This is a genomic window from Nonomuraea glycinis (assembly GCF_035920485.1).
GTDB lineage: Bacteria > Actinomycetota > Actinomycetes > Streptosporangiales > Streptosporangiaceae > Nonomuraea > Nonomuraea glycinis.
In genome coordinates, this window is record NZ_CP109166.1 from 2,288,600 (window position 1) to 2,306,880 (window position 18,281).

Sequence of the window (18,281 nt, forward strand, 5' to 3'; positions counted from 1 at the left end):
TCAGACGGTCCGCAGCGAGGCCACCGGCGGGCACACCGCCACCGGCAGGTGCAGGGCGAGCCAGTCGGAGATCAGGTCGAGGGCCGGCCGCGGGTCGTCGGTCTGCATGTGCTCGGCGCCGCCCTCCTCGGCGGTGAAAATCCGCAACCGCTTGTCGTCCGCGCCGGCGGCCGCGAAGGCCCGGTGCGCGTCGGCCACGGGAATCTCCCGGTCGTTCTCCCCGTGCACGATGAGCAGCGGCTGCTTCACCAGCGGCCACACCTCGGCCAGAGTCAGCCGGTCGAGCTTCGTGAAGGCCGCCTCGATCGAGGACGTGCCCGTCACCCAGGGCAGGAACCACGACGCCGGCTCACCGTCGGCCCCCTCGCTCCAGCGGCGCCGCCAGAGGGCGCCGCTGTCCCAGTGGCCGGCCCACGTGACACAGCCCGAGACGCGCGGCTCGAAGGCCGCGGCCCGCGCGGCGTAGTAGCCGCCGAAGCTGATGCCCAGCACGGCGACGTGCCGCCCGTCCACGTCGTGCCGGGTCTCCAGATGATCGATGATCGCCGCGGTCGGCACCTCGTAGTCCGGCCGCGTCGGCACGCCGCGCAGCCGGATCAGCTCCCCCGTGCCGGGCGTGTCGATGACCAGGCAGGTGATGCCCCGGCGGGCGAACGTGCCGCCCACGACGGCGAAGAGCAGCTCCTTGGTCAGGTCGAGGCCGCCGTACACGATGACCACCGGCCGCGGCTCGGCCGCGTCCGGTGCGATCAGGTAGCCGGGCAGCATGCCGTCGGGGGAGTCGACGTGGATCCGCTCCACCGAGATGTTCCCGTAGTCCACGGCGTTCCCGAACGCCTGCAGGGCGGCGGCGTAACTCTCGGACTTCGTCGGTCCCAGCGGGATCTGCCGCTGCCCGCACGCGTGGTAGACCGACGCGCGCAGGTAACGCCCGCCCGCCGTCGCCAGGTATCCGGCCTTGACGTCGGCGGCGGCGAGCAGCTCCTGCTGGTGCGCCATGGACGCCCAGGCCGCGGCCCAGGCGTCCAGGTCCGCCGCCGGCGCGTCCCGGAGCGGGCCCAGCCAACGGTGCATGTCCCCGATCGAGCCCCCGGCCATCAGCGCCAGATTCACGGTCGACGACCAGGCGTGGTTGCCCGGGAAGAACTCGAACACGGCGACTCCTCGCGAGACGGTGTGGCGATGGCGCCGCGCACGTCCATGGATATCTGCGGGCATCCAGTCTTACCTGCGGATCATTACACCCGCCGTTACCCGGCGGGCTCCGGAACGGGTCAGGTGGTGGCCCACTGCGCCCGGGGGCGCTCCTCCGGGCCGGCCAGGCCCCCGATCTCCGGGTAAACCTTGGTGGCCATCAGCTCCATCTCCCGGATCAGATCATCCACCGGCTGCTGCGCCCAGTGCCAGATCAGCACCGAGTACTCGTACGGGACCTGCTCCCACTCCGCCGCGAACTGGGCCTTGGCCTGGTCGACGGTGCCGCCCAGGAACAGGCCCGAGTCCTTCATCCCCTGCAGCACGTCCGCGCCGACCGGCATCTTCTTCTTGAAGAACTTCGCGTAGAAGTTCTCGAAGATGTCCGCGTCGTAGTCCATCAGGGCCTTGTCGTACGCCGCCGCCGAGTCGGTGATGTGCGGCCAGCGTACGGGGGCCTGGTTGGCGCCGAGCGGCACCGGGTGACCGGCCTTGGCGGCCTCGTCGGCGTAGATCTGGGCGAACTTCGAGGTGATCGACGCGGGTGAGAAGCTGCACACGACGAAGCCGTTGCGGGCGCAGTAGCGGATCGACTCCTCCGAGCTCGACGACGCCACGAACACCGGCGGGTGCGGCCGCTGGTACGGCGGCGGGGTGACGGAGATCTTCCGGATGGCGCCGTGCTCGTCGACCTCGTCCAGCGCGCCCATGCGTGCCGTGACGTCCACCCCGGGGTAGCCGACGATGCCGGTGTCGTACGGGAACGGGACCTGGACCCTGGAGCCCTTGAAGTCGAAGGAGTCCTCCGTCCAGGCCTTGAGCATCAGGTCGAGCTGCTCCTCGAAGATGTCCCGGTTGGCCTGGTCGATCGCGCTGCCGTCGGAGAGCGTGGCCTGGACCCCCAGGTGCTGGCCGAGCACGTCGGTCCAGCGGGACTGGTAGCCGCGGCTGACGCCCGCCCAGAAGCGGCCCTCCAGCATGTGGTCCAGGACCGCGCACTCCTCCGCCACCCGGATGGCGTCATGGGTGCCGAGCGGGTAGCCGTTCGTGCCGATGTTGATCCGGCTCGTCTGCGCCCCCAGCCACGCGTTGATCACGCCGGGAGCCGGCGCGACCTCGTAGCCCTCGGAGTGGAAGTGGTGCTCGATGCCCGCGATACCCCAGTAGCCCAGATCCTCGGCGGCCTTGGCGATCTTCGCCCAGTCCCGCATGATCTTCTGGTATTCGTCCCGGTCGCGGCCGAGAGGACGCCTGGCCGCACGTCCGGCGGCCCCGCCTTCTGCGGGAATGACCGGATACAACTGAACAATCGCCTTGACGCTCAATATCCACCCCTCAGTGGTATGTGACCGAAGCCAATACCGGTATCCAAGGGGCGCGCAGTTACAGAGCCGTTCCATGAGGCCGGTAACGACGGGTTAACGGCCCTGGTCATAGAACACAGTGCCGGACGAAACCGGACATCCGGCGGTCACCCCACGGAGGTTCTGATGCGTCACGTCCAAGGCCGGCCGGAGCGGGTGACCACGAGGTGACACGCCCCTCCGTTCTGCGCGAGCGCGACCTGCCCATCTCGCTCCCGGACGGCATGGTGCTGCGCGCGGACGTGCACCGCGACCCGGCTCCCGGGCGGCGTCCCGTCCTGCTCCAGTTCACCGCCTACGACAAGGCCAACTGGGCCTCGGTCAACGGCGTGATCAACCCCGAACGCGCGGTCGACCACGGGTTCGTGGTCGTCGTCGTGGACGCGCGCGGCCGGTTTCGCTCCGGCGGCGACGAGCCGTTCCGCCCGTTCGCCCGCTCCGGCGAGGACGCCGCCGCGTGCGTGGAGTGGGCCGCCGCGCAGCCGTGGTCCAACGGCCGGGTCGGCATGTACGGCGCCTCCAACAACGGCGTCCCGCAGTGGCAGGCGTTGCGGCACCGGCCGGCCGCGCTGCGCACGATCGTGCCGCACTTCACCGCGTCGGAGTTCGACGACGGCTGGGTCTGGCGCGGCGGGGTGTTCCAGCTCGGCTTCAACCTCTGGTGGAGCCTCGCGAACCTGGCTCCCGACCAGGTGCGCCGCGCGGTCGCCCGGGACGGCGCGGACCGGCACCGGCAGGCCGCGGCCGAGCTGTCCCGCGCCCTGCGCGACCCGGACACCGCCTTCCGCCGGCTGCCGCTGGACGACGTACCGGCCCTGGAGGGCATCGCGCCGCACTACCGGGAGTGGCTCGCGCACCCGCCCGGCGACCCGTACTGGCAGGAGCTGAGCGCGCGGGCCGCGCTGGCCGGCACCGAGCTGCCCGTGCTGCACGTGGCGGGCTGGTACAACGTGCACCTGGACGGCAACCTGGCCGGCCACGCGGCGATCAAGGCCGCCGGTGGGCCGGCCGCCGAACGGCAGCGGCTGATCATCGGCCCGTGGACGCAGTGGTCGCCCGCGCTGTTCGGCGACACCTGCGGCCCCGAGCGGCGCTTCCCGTCCACGATGGACATGGAGGGGCTGCAGCTCGCCTGGTTCGACCAGCACCTCGCCGACGGCGCCGGGCCCGGCCTGCCCCCGGTGCGGCTGTTCGTGATGGGCGTGGACGAGTGGCGCGACGAGCAGGAGTGGCCGCTCGCCCGCGCGCGGCCCACCGAGTGGTTCCTGCGCAGCGCGGGGGCGGCCAACTCCCGCCACGGCGACGGCCGGCTCACGCCCGAGCCGCCGGGCGAGGCCGAGCCGCACGACACGTTCCTGTACGACCCCCGCCACCCCGTGCCCACCCGTGGCGGCGCCGCCTACCTGCCCAACCCGGCGGGGAACTCCGGGCCGATGGACCAGCGGGCGATCGAGGACCGGGCCGACGTCCTCGTCTACACCGGCGAGCCGCTCAGCGAGCCGGTCGAGGTCACCGGTCCGGTGCACGCCGTGCTCTACCTGCGCTCCACCGCCCCGGCCACGGACCTGACGGCCAAGCTGGTGGACGTCCACCCCGACGGCCGGGCCGAGCTGCTCTGCGACGGCATCCGGCGCGTCACCACCGCCGGCGACGGGCCGGTCCGGGTCGAGGTGGACCTGATCGCCACCAGCAACGTCTTCCTGCCCGGTCACCGGATCCGGCTGGAGGTCTCCTCCAGCTCCTTCCCGAAGTACGACCGGCACAGCAACACCGAGGACGGCACGGCGTCCTCCGAGGCCGGCCTGCGCCCCGCCGTACAGACGATCGTCCATGACGACCGGCACCCTTCGGCCCTCGTGCTGCCCATCGTCCCCACACCTCCGAGGTGAGACCATGACCCACCCGCTGCCCCTCTCCGACGTGCGCGTCATCGCCGTCGAGCAGTTCGGCGCCGGTCCGTTCGGCACGATGCACCTGGCCGACCTGGGCGCCGACGTCATCAAGATCGAGGACCCGTCGACCGGCGGCGACGTCAGCCGGCACATCCCGCCGTTCCAGGAGGAGAACGACAGCCTGTTCTTCGAGACGTTCAACCGGAACAAGCGCAGCATCGCGCTCGACCTGTCCTCCCCCGCCGGCCGCGAGGTGTTCGAGGCGCTGGTGGCCCGCTCGGACGCGGTCTACTCCAACCTGCGCGGCGACGTCCCCGAACGGCTCGGCATCACCTACGAGCAGCTCAAGCACCTCAATCCACGCCTGGTCTGCGTCTCGCTGAGCGGCTACGGCATGACCGGGCCCAGACGCGCCGAGCCCGGCTACGACTACATCATGCAGGGCATCGCCGGCTGGATGTCCATCACCGGCGAGCCCGGCGGCCCGCCCACCAAGTCCGGGCTGTCCATCGTGGACTTCTGCGGCGGCCTCGTCGCCGGGCAGGCGCTGCTGGCGGGCGTGCTCGCCGCCCGCCGCGACGGCGTCGGCATGGACTGCGACCTGAGCCTGTACGACACCGCGCTCGCCATGCTGACCTATCCGGCCACCTGGCATCTCACCGGCGGCTTCACCCCCACCCGCCGGGCCCGTTCGGCGCACCCCTCGCTGGTGCCGTTCCAGAACTTCCGGACGGCGGACGGCTGGCTGGTGGTCGCGTGCCCGAAGGAGAAGTTCTACGCCCGCATGACCGAGGCGATCGACGCCCCCGAGATCCGCGACGACCCCCGCTTCGCCGACTTCGACGGCAGGCTGCGGCACGAGGAGGAGCTGCTGCCGCTGCTGGACGCCGCCTTCGCGAGCCGGAGCACGGCCGCGTGGCTGGCGCGGCTCGGTGCGGCCGGGGTCCCCTGCGGCCCGGTCAACACCGTCGCCGAGGCGCTCACCGACCCGCAGGCGGTGGCCCGGGGCCTGGTCGTCGAGACCGAGCACCCCAGGTTCGGGGTGGTGCGCCAGGTCGGCAGCCCGGTCCGGGTCGGCCCCGGCCGCACCGAGCACCGGCGGGGCCCCCAGCTCGGCGAGGACAGCGACGACGTGCTGCGTGAGCTGCTGGAATACGACGACGAAGCCGTGCTGAGACTCGGCGCCGCCGGCGCGTTCGGCCCTCCGGCCTGATCATCGTCACCCCGGACCGCTGCACCACCGGATAACGGCCACGTTAACGGGGCTCGGGTGAGGTCATGCCATCGCATTCCGAGTCCCCGGAGGACATCGATGCCCCCCATGCGCGTTGCTCGTACCATCCAGTCCCTCTCTGCCCTGACCGTGCTCCTGGCAGCCGTGGCGTGCGGCTCCGGCGGCGCCGAACCCGCCGCCACCACCTCGGCCGCCGCGAGCGGCCCGGCCGCGACCGAGCCCGAGGTGAAGGAGGTCGTCTTCACCGGCGTCACCGCCAACGCCGGCAACTGGGCCATCCAGGTCGGCGTCGAGTTCGGCATCTTCAAGGAACACGGCCTGGACGTGTCGATGATCTACTCGCAGTCCAGCCCGAACGCGCTCGCCGCCCTCATCGGCGGCTCGGTGCAGTTCACCTCCACCGTGTACGACGCCGGCGTGCTGGCCCACCAGAAGGACCCGCGCGTCATCAACGTCGCCGAGGGCTACCGCAGCTACCCCGAGTATCTGGTGGTCCCGCCGAGCGTGCGGTCCTTCGCCGATCTCAAGGGCGCGACCTGCGGCGCGCAGAACCCGGAGGGCATCGGCGACGCCCTCTACCTGTCGAAGATGATGGAGCACGGCGGGAGCCTGAAGCTCAACAAGGACTTCAAGCTGACCAACGTCAACCTCAACGCCGGGCCCGCGCTGGCCGCGCTGAAGTCGGGCCAGATCAAGTGCATCGCCGTGCTGCCGCCCACGTCCTCACTCCTGGAGGAGCAGGGCTACAAGATCCTGTACGACCTGCAGCAGGTGCCTGAATACCAGAACCTGTCCTTCTTCGGCATCAACGCGATGAAGCCCTGGGTCACCGAGCACCCGAACGCGACCCGCGCCTTCCTGTCGGGCTACCTGGCCTCGATCGCCTACCTCTACGACCCGGCCAACAAGCAGGCCGTGATCGACCTGCTCGCCAAGAACGCCCAGGTGGAGCCGGGGATCGCGGAGGCTTCGTACACCTGGGTGACAGCGGGGGCCTACCCGCGCGACGGCGTGATCGCCTCCGAGGTGGTCCCCCGCACGATCGCCCTGATGAAGTCGGCCGGGTCGCTGGACGCGTCGGCGCCGGCGAACCTCGACGACCTGATCGACAACTCCTACGTCAAGGCCGCCTACGACGCGCTGCCCGACAGCGTGAAGAACGGGCCGGGCCCGAAGGGCCTGCTCCCTGACGGCCAGACGCCGGCATGAGACGTCACCGTGGTGTGGTCAGCTTCCTCGGCTTCCTCGTCGTGTGGCACATCGCGGCCGAGTACCTGGTCGGCAACCCGCTGTTCCTGGCGGGCCCGATCGCCACCGGCGGCGCCATCGTGACGATGTGGCAGAACGGGACGCTACAGGGGGACCTGCTCGTCAGCGCCGGGGAGTTCGCCAAGGGCTTCTCCGGCGGCCTCCTGCTCGGCATCGCGCTCGGCCTGCTCCTCGGGACGAGCCGCCGCGCGAAGGACTACATCGACCCGCTCATCAACGGGTTCTACGCGACCCCGATCGTCGCGCTGGCGCCGCTGTTCATCCTGTGGTTCGGCATCGGCGAGACCAAGACGGTGCTCCTGGTGTTCATGCTCGTCATCCTGCCCATCGCGATCAACACCGACGCGGGCATCCGGGCGACGGACCCGCAACTGCTGGAGGCGGCGCGGTCGTTCGGCGCCAATCAGCGGCAGCTGTTCACCATGGTCCGGTTCCCGACCTCGATCTCGTTCATGGTGGCGGGCATCCGGATGGGCATCGGGCGCGGCCTCATCGGGGTCGTCGTCGGCGAGCTCTTCGGCTCCCAGAGCGGCCTGGGCTACCGCATCCTCGTCTCCTCCCAGTACTTCCAGACCGACGCCCTGCTCGCCGGCGTGATCATCTTCGCTGTCACCGGCGTCGTGCTCGTGAAGGTCTTCGAATGGCTCGAACGACGGGTCGCCCCGTGGAAGGTCGACCAGGCGTGAGCCCGCCGCCGCACTCATCAGAGAGGACCGCTATGTCAACGGACGAACCACAGGGCCTGGTGCCGATGCTCTCGGTCGAGGACGCAGCACGGGCCGCCGTCGCGGCCGGGATGCGCGAGGAGATGTCACGCATCCACTTCTACCGGATGCTGCTGAACTCACCCCAGTCCGGCCGGGTGGAGAACGAGATCAACGACCGCATCCTGTGGGAGGGGCGGCTGACCGTACGGCCGGAGGCGACCCGGCTGCGTGAGCTGGCGATCATGCGGGTGGCCTGGGTGACCCGCTCCGAGTACCTGTGGGCGCACCACTTCTCCCCGACGGTCGACGTCGACCTGCCTGGCAAGCGGCCGTCCGACGTGCTCGGGGTGCGCGAGGGCGCGGCGCACCCGGGGTTCGGACCCGCGGAACGCGCCGTGATGCACGCGGTGGACGAGATGGTGCGCGATGACCGGATCTCCGAGGAGACCCTGGGCGCCCTGTCGTCACTGCTGGCCGATGACGGCGAGGTCGTCGAGATCTGCTACGTGATCGCGATCTGGCGGGCGCTCACCACCCTGATGGCCACCTTCCAGGTGCCGCTCGAACCGGGCTACCAGGCGTGGGCGCCGGACGGCCGCCGGCCGTGAGCGACTTCGAGGACTACCGTGACCGCTTCGCCGACGTCGAGATGGTGCGCCACGACGGCATTCTGCAGGTCACCCTGCACACCGACGGCGGATCGCTGAAGTGGTCGGAGCGGGCGCACCGCGAGCTGCCCCTGGCGTTCCGGCGGATCGCCACCGACCCGGGCAACCGGGTGGTCATCCTCACCGGCAAGGGCGCCGACTTCCTGACCGAGATGGCCTTCGAGAAGCGCAACACCACCCCGCAGGGCTGGGACCGGGTCGCGCACGAGGGCCGGCACATGCTGTTCGACCTGCTCGACATCGAGGTGCCGGTCATCGCGGCGGTCAACGGGCCGGCCACCGAGCACGCCGAGCTCGCGCTGCTCTCGGACATCGTGCTGGCCGCCGAGTCGGCCACCTTCGCCGATCACCAGCACGTGGTCGCCGGGGTGGTGCCCGGCGACGGCGTGCACCTGGTCTGGCCGTGGCTGCTGGGGATGAACCGGGCCCGCTACTTCCTGCTCACCGGGCAGACCCTCGACGCCCGCCAGGCGCTGGAGCTCGGCCTGGTGGCGGAGGTGCTGCCGGCGGAGCGGCTGCTCGACCGCGCCTGGGAGCTCGCCCGGCAACTGGCCGGGAACACCACGCTCACCCTGCGCTACACCCGGGCCTGCCTGACCATGCTCATCCGGCGCGAGCTGCAGTTCGGCCTGGCCCACGGGCTCGCGCTCGAATCGCTGGCCGCGGTCGACGCCCGCTCCTTCCCCGCCACCCAGCCGTGACACCCGCTGCGATACACCGCTCCGATCGAGAGGAAGCCGCATGTTCCGGTTCCGCCGCCGTCACCCCGAGGACAGCCAAGAGGCCCGAGCGGCGGGGACGGGGCCGCTGCTGGAGGTCGACGGCCTGTCCGTCGTCTACGAACGGGCCGGGATCCGTACGACGGCGCTCGACGACGTCAGCCTCACCGTCGAGGACGGCGAGTTCGTGTGCGTGGTGGGCGCGAGCGGCTGCGGCAAGACCACCCTGCTCAGGACCATCGACGGCCTGATCCCGCCGACGTCCGGCGAGGTCCGGGTGACCGGCCGGACGGCACATCCCCGGCAGGGGGACATGGCCGTGGTCTTCCAGCAGGACTCCCTCTACCCCTGGCGGACCGTGCTGGCCAACGTCCGGTTCGGCCTGGATGTACGCCATCGCCGGTCGGCCGCTTCGGACGCGCGCAGCAGGGAGTGCCTCGATCTCGTCGGCCTGAGCGGCTCGGCGGACCGCTATCCGCATGAGCTGTCCGGCGGGATGCGTCAGCGGGTCAACCTGGCCCGCGCCTTCGCCGTCGACCCCGCGCTGCTGCTCATGGACGAGCCGTTCGCCGCGCTGGACGCGCAGACCCGGGAGGTGATGCAGACCGAGTTGCTCGACATCTGGATGAAGCAGCGCAAGACGGTCATGTTCATCACCCACCAGCTCGACGAGGCCGTGCTGCTGGCGGACCGCGTCATCGTGATGGCCGCGCATCCGGGGCGGGTTCGCGAGGAGATCCCCATCGACATCCCCCGCCCGCGGAACCTGGAGACCAAACGCAGTGAGAAGTTCGTCCAGTACGTCGACCACATCTGGAAGCTGATCGAGGACGAGGTCCGGAGCTCACTGAAGGACGGGCACCGCTGAGCGGCGGTGTCAGGTCTCGCTTCCGGTGAACAGCGCGCTGATCGGGGCGGGCTCGTGCCGCGTGCTCTCCCCCTGAAACAGCTCCGCGCGCAGCCGCGCGGCCGTGGCCGGCGACCAGTCCTCCGGCTGCCGGGCGGTCTGCCGCGCCGACCAGGTCCGCATCCGCCGCACGGTGGGCCCGGCGACCACGAACACCTGCCCGGTGACGTCCGCACCGCCCGGCCCGGCGAGCCAGGCCACCAGCGTGGCGATCTGCTCGGCGGACAGCGCGTCGCCGCCGGAGGGCAGCGTGCCGAACGCCGCCTCGCTCATCGGGGTGCGGGCCCTGGGGGCGATCGCGTTGACGCAGACCCCGTAGCGGGCGAGCTCGGCGGCCAGGGTCAGGGTCAGCGAGGCGAGCCCGGCCTTGGCGGCCGCGTAGTTGCTCTGCCCGGCGTTGCCGTACAGGCCGGACTCGCTGCTCGTGTTGATGATCCGGCGGGTCGGGTCCTGCGGTCGCGCGCGCCAGTGCCGGGCCAGGGCGCGGCACAGCCGGAACGGCGCGGTCAGGTTGACGGCGAGCACCGCGTCCCAGTCGTCGTCGTCGAGGTTGAAGACCATCCGATCGCGCACGATGCCGGCGTTGTTCACCAGCACGGACAGGGGGTGGCCGAGGGATTCGGCGGCGGCCAGGATGTCCTCGGCCGCGCCGCGCTCGGTGATGTCGCCCTGCCAGGACCGGGCGGCGCCGCCGTCTGCCCGGATCTCGTCCACCAGCGGGGCGGGGTCCGTCCGGTCCACGCAGAGCACGGCCGCGCCATGCCGCGCGAGCAACCGCGCCTCGGCCGCTCCGATGCCCTGCGCGGCGCCGGTGACGATGCAGGTCCGGCCCGTCAGGTCGCGAGTGGTGGAGGTCGCCATGACATTTCTCCATTTGCCAGAAATAGGGGGTAATTCGCACTGCGACTCTAGTGGAATTAATCCTCTTTTTCTATGATTTGAACCCTGTTTCCGCAGGTTGATCGCCATAAGAATGGCACTAGCCCCTTCTTGCTCCGGCATGCCTAAAACAGTTAATACGCTCCCGACCATGGACAAAATCTCACCAACACGTGGTAGTGCCATGAAAGGCAACCTTTACACCCTGGTGGTGAGGACCGGTACGACACGAGGGAGGCCGGGGATGAACCAGGAGAAGGTCGACGCGTTCATGGGCCGGGTCGTCGCGGACATGGCGGCGACCGACGCGGCCGGGTCGGTCGTGATCGGCCATCGGCTCGGCCTCTACCGCTCGCTCGCGGCCGGCCCCGCGACGCCCGAGCAGTTCGCCGAGCGCACCGGCTGCCACCCGCGCTACCTGACCGAGTGGCTGCGCGGGCAGGCCGCGGGCGGGTACGTCGGCTACGACCCGGAGACCGGGCAGTTCTCGCTGAGCGAGGAGCAGGCGTTCTGCCTGGCCGATCCGGACGGCCCCAACGTGCCCGCCGCGTTCCTCATCTCGCTGGGCACGATGCGCGCCGAACCACGCATCACCGAGGCGTTCCGTACCGGAGCCGGACTCCCCTGGCGCGAGCAGCACGAGGACGTGTTCGTCGGCTGCGACGCCTTCTTCCGGCCCGCGTACGCGGCGGCGCTGGTCCCGAGCTGGATCCCGGCGCTGGACGGGGTCGAGGCGAAGCTCACCGCCGGGGGCCGGGTCGCCGACGTCGGCTGCGGACTCGGCTCGTCGTCGATGCTGCTCGCCGAGGCGTACCCGCGCAGCACGATCGCCGGCTCCGACTACCACGACGAGTCGATCGCGCTGGCGCGCGAGCGGGCCGAGCAGGCGGGGGTCGGCGACCGGGTCAGCTTCGAGGTGGCGACCGCGCAGACCTTCACCGGGACGGACTTCGACCTGGTGACCATGTTCGACTGCCTGCACGACATGGGCGACCCGCTCAGCGCCGCCCGGCGGGTGCGGCAGGCGCTGGCGCCGGACGGCACCTGGCTGCTGGTGGAGCCGAACGCCTCCGACAAGGTCGAGGAGAACTTCACCCCGGTGGGGCGGCTGTTCTACAACGCCTCCACCTTCCTGTGCGTGCCCAACGCCCTGTCCCAGGAGGGCGGGTACGCGCTGGGCGCGCAGGCCGGCGAGTCCGCGATCCGCGAGGTGGCCACGGACGCGGGTTTCACCCGGTTCCGGCGCGCCACGGAGACGCCGTTCAACCTGGTGTACGAGATCCGGCCGTGAGTCTGGACATCGCCAACGTGCGGCCATCGCTTCCCAGGCCAGGGGTCGTCCGCGCAGGCCGAGGGTAACCCCAGCTCTGTGCTGTGGGAACCGATGAGATGGCCGATCCTGGTGCTCGCCCTGCTGGTGCTGTGCGCGTGCGGAGGCGACGAACCTCCGGGGCTCAGCACCGCCGAGTACCCGCCCAACGAGGGCGCCAACGCGACCGTCAACGACATGGCGCTCAGGAACGCCTTCGTGCTCGGCGCGAAGCCGGGGAAGTCGCTGCGGCCAGGGGACGACGCGCCGCTCTACTTCGTTCTGGTGAACGACCGCCGCAAGCCCGACGAGCTGGTCTCGGTGAGCGCGAAACCCATGTTCTCCGGCGCCACCATCTCCGGCGACAAGCTCCTGGTACGGACGAACGAGCTGGTCGGCGGCGGCGCGGCACCCCAGGCGGTCCTGACCGGCCTGACCAAGGACCTGCCCAGCGGCGGCTTCATCCCGGTCACCTTCACCTTCAAGGCCGCCGGCGCGGTGAAGGAACTGGTCCCCGTGCTGCCGCCCACCCAGTGGCGCGCCACCCTGTCCCCCGCACCCTCCGGCTAGTCGTCCCCGGGCTCCACCGTGACGTCGCCGTCGTCGGCCGTGGGCCGGCAGCCCTCGGAGCAGCCCTCGAACCGGGCCTGGTCGATGGGCGTGAACGAGGTCGGCGGCACGCCCGCCAGCGCGCCCACCATGGTGTCCTTCCAGATCGGGCCGGGCAGGGTGCCCCCGGCCACGGCGCCGTAGTACCGTCCGCCGATCGTCACCCCGGTCAGCTTGTGCCGCTGGGAGCCGCGCGGGTCGCCGAGGCTCACCGCCGCCGCCAGATCCGGGGTGAATCCGGCGAACCACGCGGCGGCGTAGTCGTCCGTGGTGCCGGTCTTGCCGGCCGCGTCCCGCCCGATGCCGCCGACGTGGCGCATCGTGCCCTTGGTGAACACGCCGGACAGCACGTCGGCCGTGGCGTCCGCGGTCGCGGGGTCGAGCACCCGACGGCACTTGGGCCGGTAGGCGGTCGCCTCGCCGTCGCGGTCGGTGATCCGGGTGATCGCCCTCGGCGCGCAGTAGGTGCCGCGCGCCGCGACGGCCGCGTACGCGGCGGCCACCGTCACCGGGTCCATCTCGTTGATGCCGAGCGTGAACGTCTCGTACTCCTGCAGCGCGCGCCCGTCCGCGCGCCGGATGCCCAGCGACTTGGCCGTGGTGACCGTCTCGCAGAGCCCGACCCGCTGCTCCAGCTCCATGAAGAAGGTGTTCACCGACCCCCAGGTGCCGGTCCGCAGCGTCTTGAAGCCCGGGGAGCCCTCGTCGTTGGTGACGGTGTGCGTCGGGTCGCCGATGTTCTCGCCCGCGCAGTTCTTGAACGTCGCGTAGCCGGGCGCGCGATATCCGGCGCCCGCCGTGAGACCGTCGTCGACCTTCATGCCCTGCTTCAGTGCGGTGATCAGGGTGAAGGTCTTGAACGTGGAGCCCGCCTGGAAGCCGACCCCGCCGCCGTGCGCGGCGTCCGCAACGACGTTGTACGAGATCTCGTTCCTGGCCTTGCTCCGCCCGTACGGCCTGCTCGCGGCCATCGCCTTGACCGCGCCGGTGCCCGGCTCGACCAGGGCCTCGGCGGCCACGGGGGCGTCGGAGGCGTGGACGTACCGCTTGATGGCCCGGTCCGCGGCCGCCTGCATGGCGGGGTCGATCGTGGTGGTGATGGTCAGGCCGCCTCGGTTGAGCAGCTTCAGGCGGGCGTCGGCGGTGGGGCCGAAGTCGGGGTTGCTCAGGATCTCCTGCCGGACATAAAGGCAGAAGTACGGATATTTGCTGGATTCGCAGCCACCGGGGAGCTTCGTGCCTTTGTAGCCGAGTTTGGCGGCCTTCGCCTTGGCCGCCGCTGCCGGAGTGATCTTGCCTAGTTCGGCCATGCGGTTCAGGACGACGTCGCGGCGGTTCAGGAGGCGGTCGCGGTGCTTCCTGCCCAGGTTGGGATCGGTGGCGTTCGGGTCCTGGACGGCGCCGGCCAGGGTCGCCGCCTGGGCGAGCGTGAGCCGGGCGGCCTTGACGCCGAAGAACCGCTTGGCCGCCGCCTCGACGCCGTAGGCGCCCGCGCCGAAGTACGCGATGTTCAGATATTTCTCGAGAATCTGGTCCTTGGTGTACTTCTCCTCGACGCCCATGGCGTACCGGAGCTCGTTCAGCTTGCGCGCGTAGCTGGCCTCCAGGGCCGCCGCGCGGCCCGCGTCGGTGTCGGCCGAGTTGAGCAGCACCTGCTTGACGTACTGCTGGGTGATGCTCGACCCGCCCTGGCTCACCTGGCCGGACCGCAGGTTCGTGGCGAGCGCCCGGAGCGTGCCCTCCAGGTCGATCGCGCCGTGCTCGTAGAAGCGGTAGTCCTCGATCGCGACGATCGCCGTCTTCATGACGTCGGCGATCTCCTCGAAGGCCACGGCCTGCCGATACTCGTCGTAGAAGCGGGCGTACGCCTTCCCCTTGGCGTCCCGTACGATCGTGATCTCGGCCGGCGGCGGCTCGACGAGGTCGACCGGCTTGATGTCCACCTCGTTCGCCACCGTCCTGAACCCGAGCCCCGCACCCCCCACGACGGGGAGCGCGATCCCCGCCACGAGCACGCCCGCCGCCCCACCCGCGACGGCGAGCCGCGCAACCTTCGTCCCCCAACGCATGCTTTGCCCTTGTTTGTCAGCCAGCAGAGGCCAGGAGCCAACCAGATCCGGTCAGGCGATGTCTAATAGCGCTATCGGCAACGAATCGATATCCGATCCCCTATGAGCGCAGGTCAGGGCCTCCAGAGCCAGTTGCGCCGGGCGTACAACGGCCGGAAGCCCGCCCGCAGCAGGTTGTTCAGCGACGGATTGACGAGCCCGGCCGGCGGCAGGTTCGTCTCGGCGACGAGCCACCGGCAGCCCGCCTTCGCCGCCGCGTCGGCGCGCAGCCCCAGCAGGGCGGTCTGCGCCCCCCGATTGCGGTGCCCTTGTAAGGTGCTCGCCCCGGACAGCTCGGCCGCCTCCCCGTTGAGCAGCAGGTAGGCGTTGGCGACCATGTCCTCGCCGTCCCAGGCACCGAACGCGCGGAACCCGTCGAGCCGCACGACCGTGGCGAACAGGTCCGACAGCGCGCCCTCGGGCATCGCGAAGCCGCGCAGGAAGATCGCGGCCGCCTCGCCCGCCCGGGAGCCGTCCACGGGGCCGACCCGCAGCTCGGTCTCGCCGTACCGGAACTCCTCGGTCCGGCAGACGAGCTTCACCCACTCGTCCTCGGCCGTCAGGCCGTTGGCGGCACAGATCTCTGCCCAGTCGGGCGGCAGCACCGACGGGGCGAGCTGTAAGTGGGCGCCGGGGCTGCCGCGCTCGCGCAGGAAGTCGCAGACCTCGGCGACGAGAGCATGGGTGATCGGCCGGGCGAACCCCAGGCCGAGCGCCTTGTTCCAGCAGCCTCCCGTCGGATCGTCCCGCATCGCCAGGACGACGCCTCCGCCGATCCGGGCCGACGCCATCCCCAGGGCGGCCTTGACCTCTGCGGGCGCCTCGTCCTGGATGCGGAACAGGTTCTCGGCCTCGGCGAGCTCGGCGAGCTCGCTCAGCCTGTCCTCGGGCATGACGACGTCCTCTTCGTGACCAGTTGGCCCCATTCGTGACCGGTTGGCCTAAGAGGCATGGTCGCTCAGGCGGCGGCTCAGGGAACCGGGCTGAGGTCGTTGCTCTCATACGTCATTTGTCGTGCCCCACCTCGCCGAAATGTACGGAGTGGAACGGTCCTCTTCACCTAGGCCGTGTGACATAAGTGATATACGGTGCACTAACTCATCAGGTTCGGGACCGGTTACCCGGCCCCCTGGGACTTCGAGGTAACAGTCAATGACGCCGCTGGACCAGCTGCCCGAGATCAGAACCGAGCTCTACATCGACGGTGAGAGCGTCGGGGCCGATGACGCGCTGAAGGTGATCGACCCGTCCGACCTCACGTCGGTCGTGGGCTACGCCGCAGCCGCCAGCGCCAAGCAGGCCACGTCCGCGGTCACCGCCGCCGACCGGGCCTTCCCCGCCTGGGCCGCGCGCACGCCGCAGGAGCGCGCCGAGGCGCTGATCTCCGCGCTGGCCCCGCTGGAGGCCGACCGGCACGCGGTGGCCGAGGTGCTCACCCGCGAGAACGGCAAGATCCGGATGGAGTCCTTCATCGACTCCATCGTCTTCGACCACCGCTTCCGCCTCGCCGCCGGCCTCGCCGACCAGGTCCGGACGGTGAGCCACCTCCCGGCGCCGCCGTACCGCACCGAGGTCTCCTACCTGCCCCTCGGCGTGGTCACGATCATCGTGCCGTTCAACTGGCCGCTGGCGATCCTGGCCGCCTCCCTGCCACAGGCGCTCCTGGCCGGCAACACCGTCGTGGTGAAGCCGCCGCCCACCACGCCGCTGTCAGTCGTCCGTACCGTGGAGCAGGTCGCGCGGCTGCTGCCGCCGGGCGTCCTCAACGTCGTCACCGGCCACGACGCGGAGATCGGCGCGGCACTGATCCAGGACGACCGCGTCAAGAAGGTCTGCTTCACCGGCAGCCCCGGCGGCGGCAAGCGGATCATGTCCATGGCCGCGGGCTCCCTCACCCGCGTGGCCCTGGAGCTGGGCGGCAACGACCCCGCGATCATCCTCGCCGACGCCGACCTCGGCCCCGACGCGCTGCAGAAGCTCTTCACCGGCACGTACGACTCCACCGGCCAGATCTGCATGGCCACCAAGCGCGTGTACGTGCACCGCTCCCGCTACGACGAGGTCGTCGAGGGCCTGTCCGGCCTCCTCGCCGCCACCCGCCTGGGCCACGGCCTGGACGAGCAGACGACCATGGGCCCGCTGCACAGCTCGCGGCAGAAGGCGTACGTCCTGGAGCTCCTGGAGCAGGCCCGCGCCTCCGGGGCCGAGATCCGCGAGTTCGGCGAGGCGGCCGACGGCGCCGACATCTCCCGGGGCAACTTCCTGCGCCCGTCCCTGGTCCTCGACCCCGCCGACGACACCCGCGTGGTGGTGGAGGAGCAGTTCGGCCCCACCCTGCCGATCCTGCCGTTCGACGACGAGGCCGACGCCGTGGCCCGCGCCAACGACACCTGGTCCGGCCTGTGCTCCTCGGTCTGGACGGCGGACCTCGACCACGCCGCCGTCGTCGCCGCCCAGCTCCGCACCGGCTACACCTTCGTCAACACCCACGGCGCCGCCCACCTGGACGAGCGCGCCCCGTTCGGCGGCTTCAACCACAGCGGCATGGGCCGCGAGATGGGCCTTGAGGGCATCCGCGAGTTCATGGACACCCACTCGGTCGGCTTCCCCGCCTGACCGTTCGGCCTCCGCAGGATCCCCGGCTCCCCTTCGACCACGTGTCGGAGGGGAGCCGTCGCTTGTTCGGAGGTGTTTCGGTGCGGTTACGGAGACGTTTACCCACCATTGACGGCATACATAACAGGTATGTAGGGTCGTGCTCGTTGATCGGCTTTCGTCGCCGGAGGTCCGTGCGGCGGTTCGATTTCTGTGAGCAAGGAGCACTGGATGAACATGCGAAGGATCGCGTTCAGCGGCGCGATGACCAGTTCGGTGACCGCGTCCTCGCCCGCCCACAGCGGCTGATCTTCCACCGTATTCGTGTGATTTCACGGACTGGCCTGACCGCATTGGGAGAAACGAAGCTCGCGCGCGACGCCCAGACGCCGCGCCTGGCTCGCGCGACGGTGACCGCCTGGATCGGGCGCTCTCATCCTGTACGGGACGTTCTGCTCTTGGTGACATCCGAAATGGTCACCAACGCCGTGCGGCACGCGGACACCGGATGCTGGGTCCTTGTTCAACTCTTCCAGGGCATCGATTTCCTCCGCCTGACGGTGACCGATCCTGGTTCGGCGCTCTCGGCTCCGCACCTCATTCCGACGCAGGAGCAGCTCGGCGACGAAGCCGAAGGCGGGCGCGGCCTGGCCATCGTGGCCGAGCTGTCGCGCGGACGGTGGGGCAGCCACCTGCTGCTCCCCAGCATGCACCGTGCCGTCTGGTGTGATGTGGACGCCGAAAGGCACGCGCCCCTGCACGTCTTCCCCACAGCCCCCGGTCAGGCCGAGTTCGCCTGATCGCTGCTTCACTCGTGATCTTCGAAG

Annotated in this window: 16 protein-coding genes; 11 read left to right on the forward strand and 5 right to left on the reverse strand. The window is 70.6% G+C overall.

The genetic code is table 11. The annotated features are described in order from the left end of the window. Positions 1-1,155, reverse strand: coding sequence for an alpha/beta hydrolase family protein (locus OHA68_RS10545; protein WP_327107454.1), 1,155 nt, complete (start codon positions 1,153-1,155; stop codon positions 1-3). A 119-nt stretch (positions 1,156-1,274) separates the two neighbouring features. Then, positions 1,275-2,519, reverse strand: coding sequence for an LLM class flavin-dependent oxidoreductase (locus OHA68_RS10550; protein ID WP_327107455.1), 1,245 nt, complete (start codon positions 2,517-2,519; stop codon positions 1,275-1,277). 206 nt (positions 2,520-2,725) lie between these two features. Between OHA68_RS10550 and OHA68_RS10555 the strand changes: the two genes are divergently transcribed. From OHA68_RS10555 to OHA68_RS10585, 7 genes are all read left to right on the forward strand, one after another. After that, on the forward strand, positions 2,726-4,447 hold the full coding sequence (locus OHA68_RS10555; RefSeq protein WP_327107456.1) for a CocE/NonD family hydrolase: 1,722 nt from the start codon (positions 2,726-2,728) through the stop codon (positions 4,445-4,447). 4 nt (positions 4,448-4,451) lie between these two features. After that, positions 4,452-5,663 carry a CaiB/BaiF CoA transferase family protein gene (locus tag OHA68_RS10560; protein ID WP_327107457.1) on the forward strand — a complete coding sequence of 404 codons (1,212 nt, stop codon included), beginning with the start codon at positions 4,452-4,454 and terminating at the stop codon, positions 5,661-5,663. Between the two features lie 108 nt (positions 5,664-5,771). After that, positions 5,772-6,893, forward strand: a complete 1,122-nt coding sequence (locus OHA68_RS10565) for an ABC transporter substrate-binding protein (RefSeq protein WP_327107458.1) — start codon at positions 5,772-5,774, stop codon at positions 6,891-6,893. Further along, on the forward strand, positions 6,890-7,639 hold the full coding sequence (locus tag OHA68_RS10570; RefSeq protein ID WP_327107459.1) for an ABC transporter permease: 750 nt from the start codon (positions 6,890-6,892) through the stop codon (positions 7,637-7,639). Before OHA68_RS10565 ends, OHA68_RS10570 begins: the two co-directional genes overlap by 4 nt. Positions 7,640-7,671: 32 nt before the next feature. Continuing rightward, on the forward strand, positions 7,672-8,268 hold the full coding sequence (locus OHA68_RS10575; protein ID WP_327107460.1) for a carboxymuconolactone decarboxylase family protein: 597 nt from the start codon (positions 7,672-7,674) through the stop codon (positions 8,266-8,268). Then, positions 8,265-9,029: an enoyl-CoA hydratase/isomerase family protein gene (locus OHA68_RS10580; RefSeq protein WP_327107461.1), complete on the forward strand. Its 765-nt coding sequence runs from the start codon at positions 8,265-8,267 to the stop codon at positions 9,027-9,029. The genes OHA68_RS10575 and OHA68_RS10580 overlap by 4 nt, the downstream gene beginning before the upstream one ends. A 40-nt stretch (positions 9,030-9,069) precedes the next feature. Next, positions 9,070-9,915 (forward strand): ABC transporter ATP-binding protein, encoded by an 846-nt coding sequence (locus OHA68_RS10585; RefSeq protein WP_327107462.1) that lies wholly within the window; start codon positions 9,070-9,072, stop codon positions 9,913-9,915. Positions 9,916-9,924: 9 nt separating this feature from the next. On the opposite strand, the gene OHA68_RS10590 is transcribed toward OHA68_RS10585, so the two are convergent. Further along, complete coding sequence (locus OHA68_RS10590) at positions 9,925-10,815, reverse strand: SDR family NAD(P)-dependent oxidoreductase (protein WP_327107463.1); 891 nt, start codon at positions 10,813-10,815, stop codon at positions 9,925-9,927. 262 nt (positions 10,816-11,077) lie between these two features. Here OHA68_RS10590 and OHA68_RS10595 point away from each other — a divergent pair, with 262 nt between their 5' ends. After that, entirely contained in the window at positions 11,078-12,124 is a 1,047-nt protein-coding gene (locus OHA68_RS10595; protein WP_327107464.1) for a class I SAM-dependent methyltransferase, read from the forward strand. A 93-nt stretch (positions 12,125-12,217) separates the two neighbouring features. Continuing rightward, a complete protein-coding gene (locus OHA68_RS10600; protein ID WP_327107465.1) occupies positions 12,218-12,712 on the forward strand; it encodes a hypothetical protein in 495 nt (164 codons plus the stop codon). On the opposite strand, the gene OHA68_RS10605 is transcribed toward OHA68_RS10600, so the two are convergent. Then, positions 12,709-14,820, reverse strand: coding sequence for a transglycosylase domain-containing protein (locus tag OHA68_RS10605; protein WP_327107466.1), 2,112 nt, complete (start codon positions 14,818-14,820; stop codon positions 12,709-12,711). The genes OHA68_RS10600 and OHA68_RS10605 overlap by 4 nt on opposite strands. A gap of 113 nt (positions 14,821-14,933) precedes the next feature. Then, on the reverse strand, positions 14,934-15,752 hold the full coding sequence (locus OHA68_RS10610) for a hypothetical protein (RefSeq protein WP_327107467.1): 819 nt from the start codon (positions 15,750-15,752) through the stop codon (positions 14,934-14,936). 259 nt (positions 15,753-16,011) lie between these two features. Between OHA68_RS10610 and OHA68_RS10615 the strand changes: the two genes are divergently transcribed. Further along, on the forward strand, positions 16,012-17,475 hold the full coding sequence (locus OHA68_RS10615; protein WP_327107468.1) for an aldehyde dehydrogenase family protein: 1,464 nt from the start codon (positions 16,012-16,014) through the stop codon (positions 17,473-17,475). Positions 17,476-17,648: 173 nt separating this feature from the next. Next, positions 17,649-18,254, forward strand: coding sequence for an ATP-binding protein (locus OHA68_RS10620; RefSeq protein ID WP_327107469.1), 606 nt, complete (start codon positions 17,649-17,651; stop codon positions 18,252-18,254). The last annotated feature ends 27 nt before the right edge of the window (positions 18,255-18,281 follow it).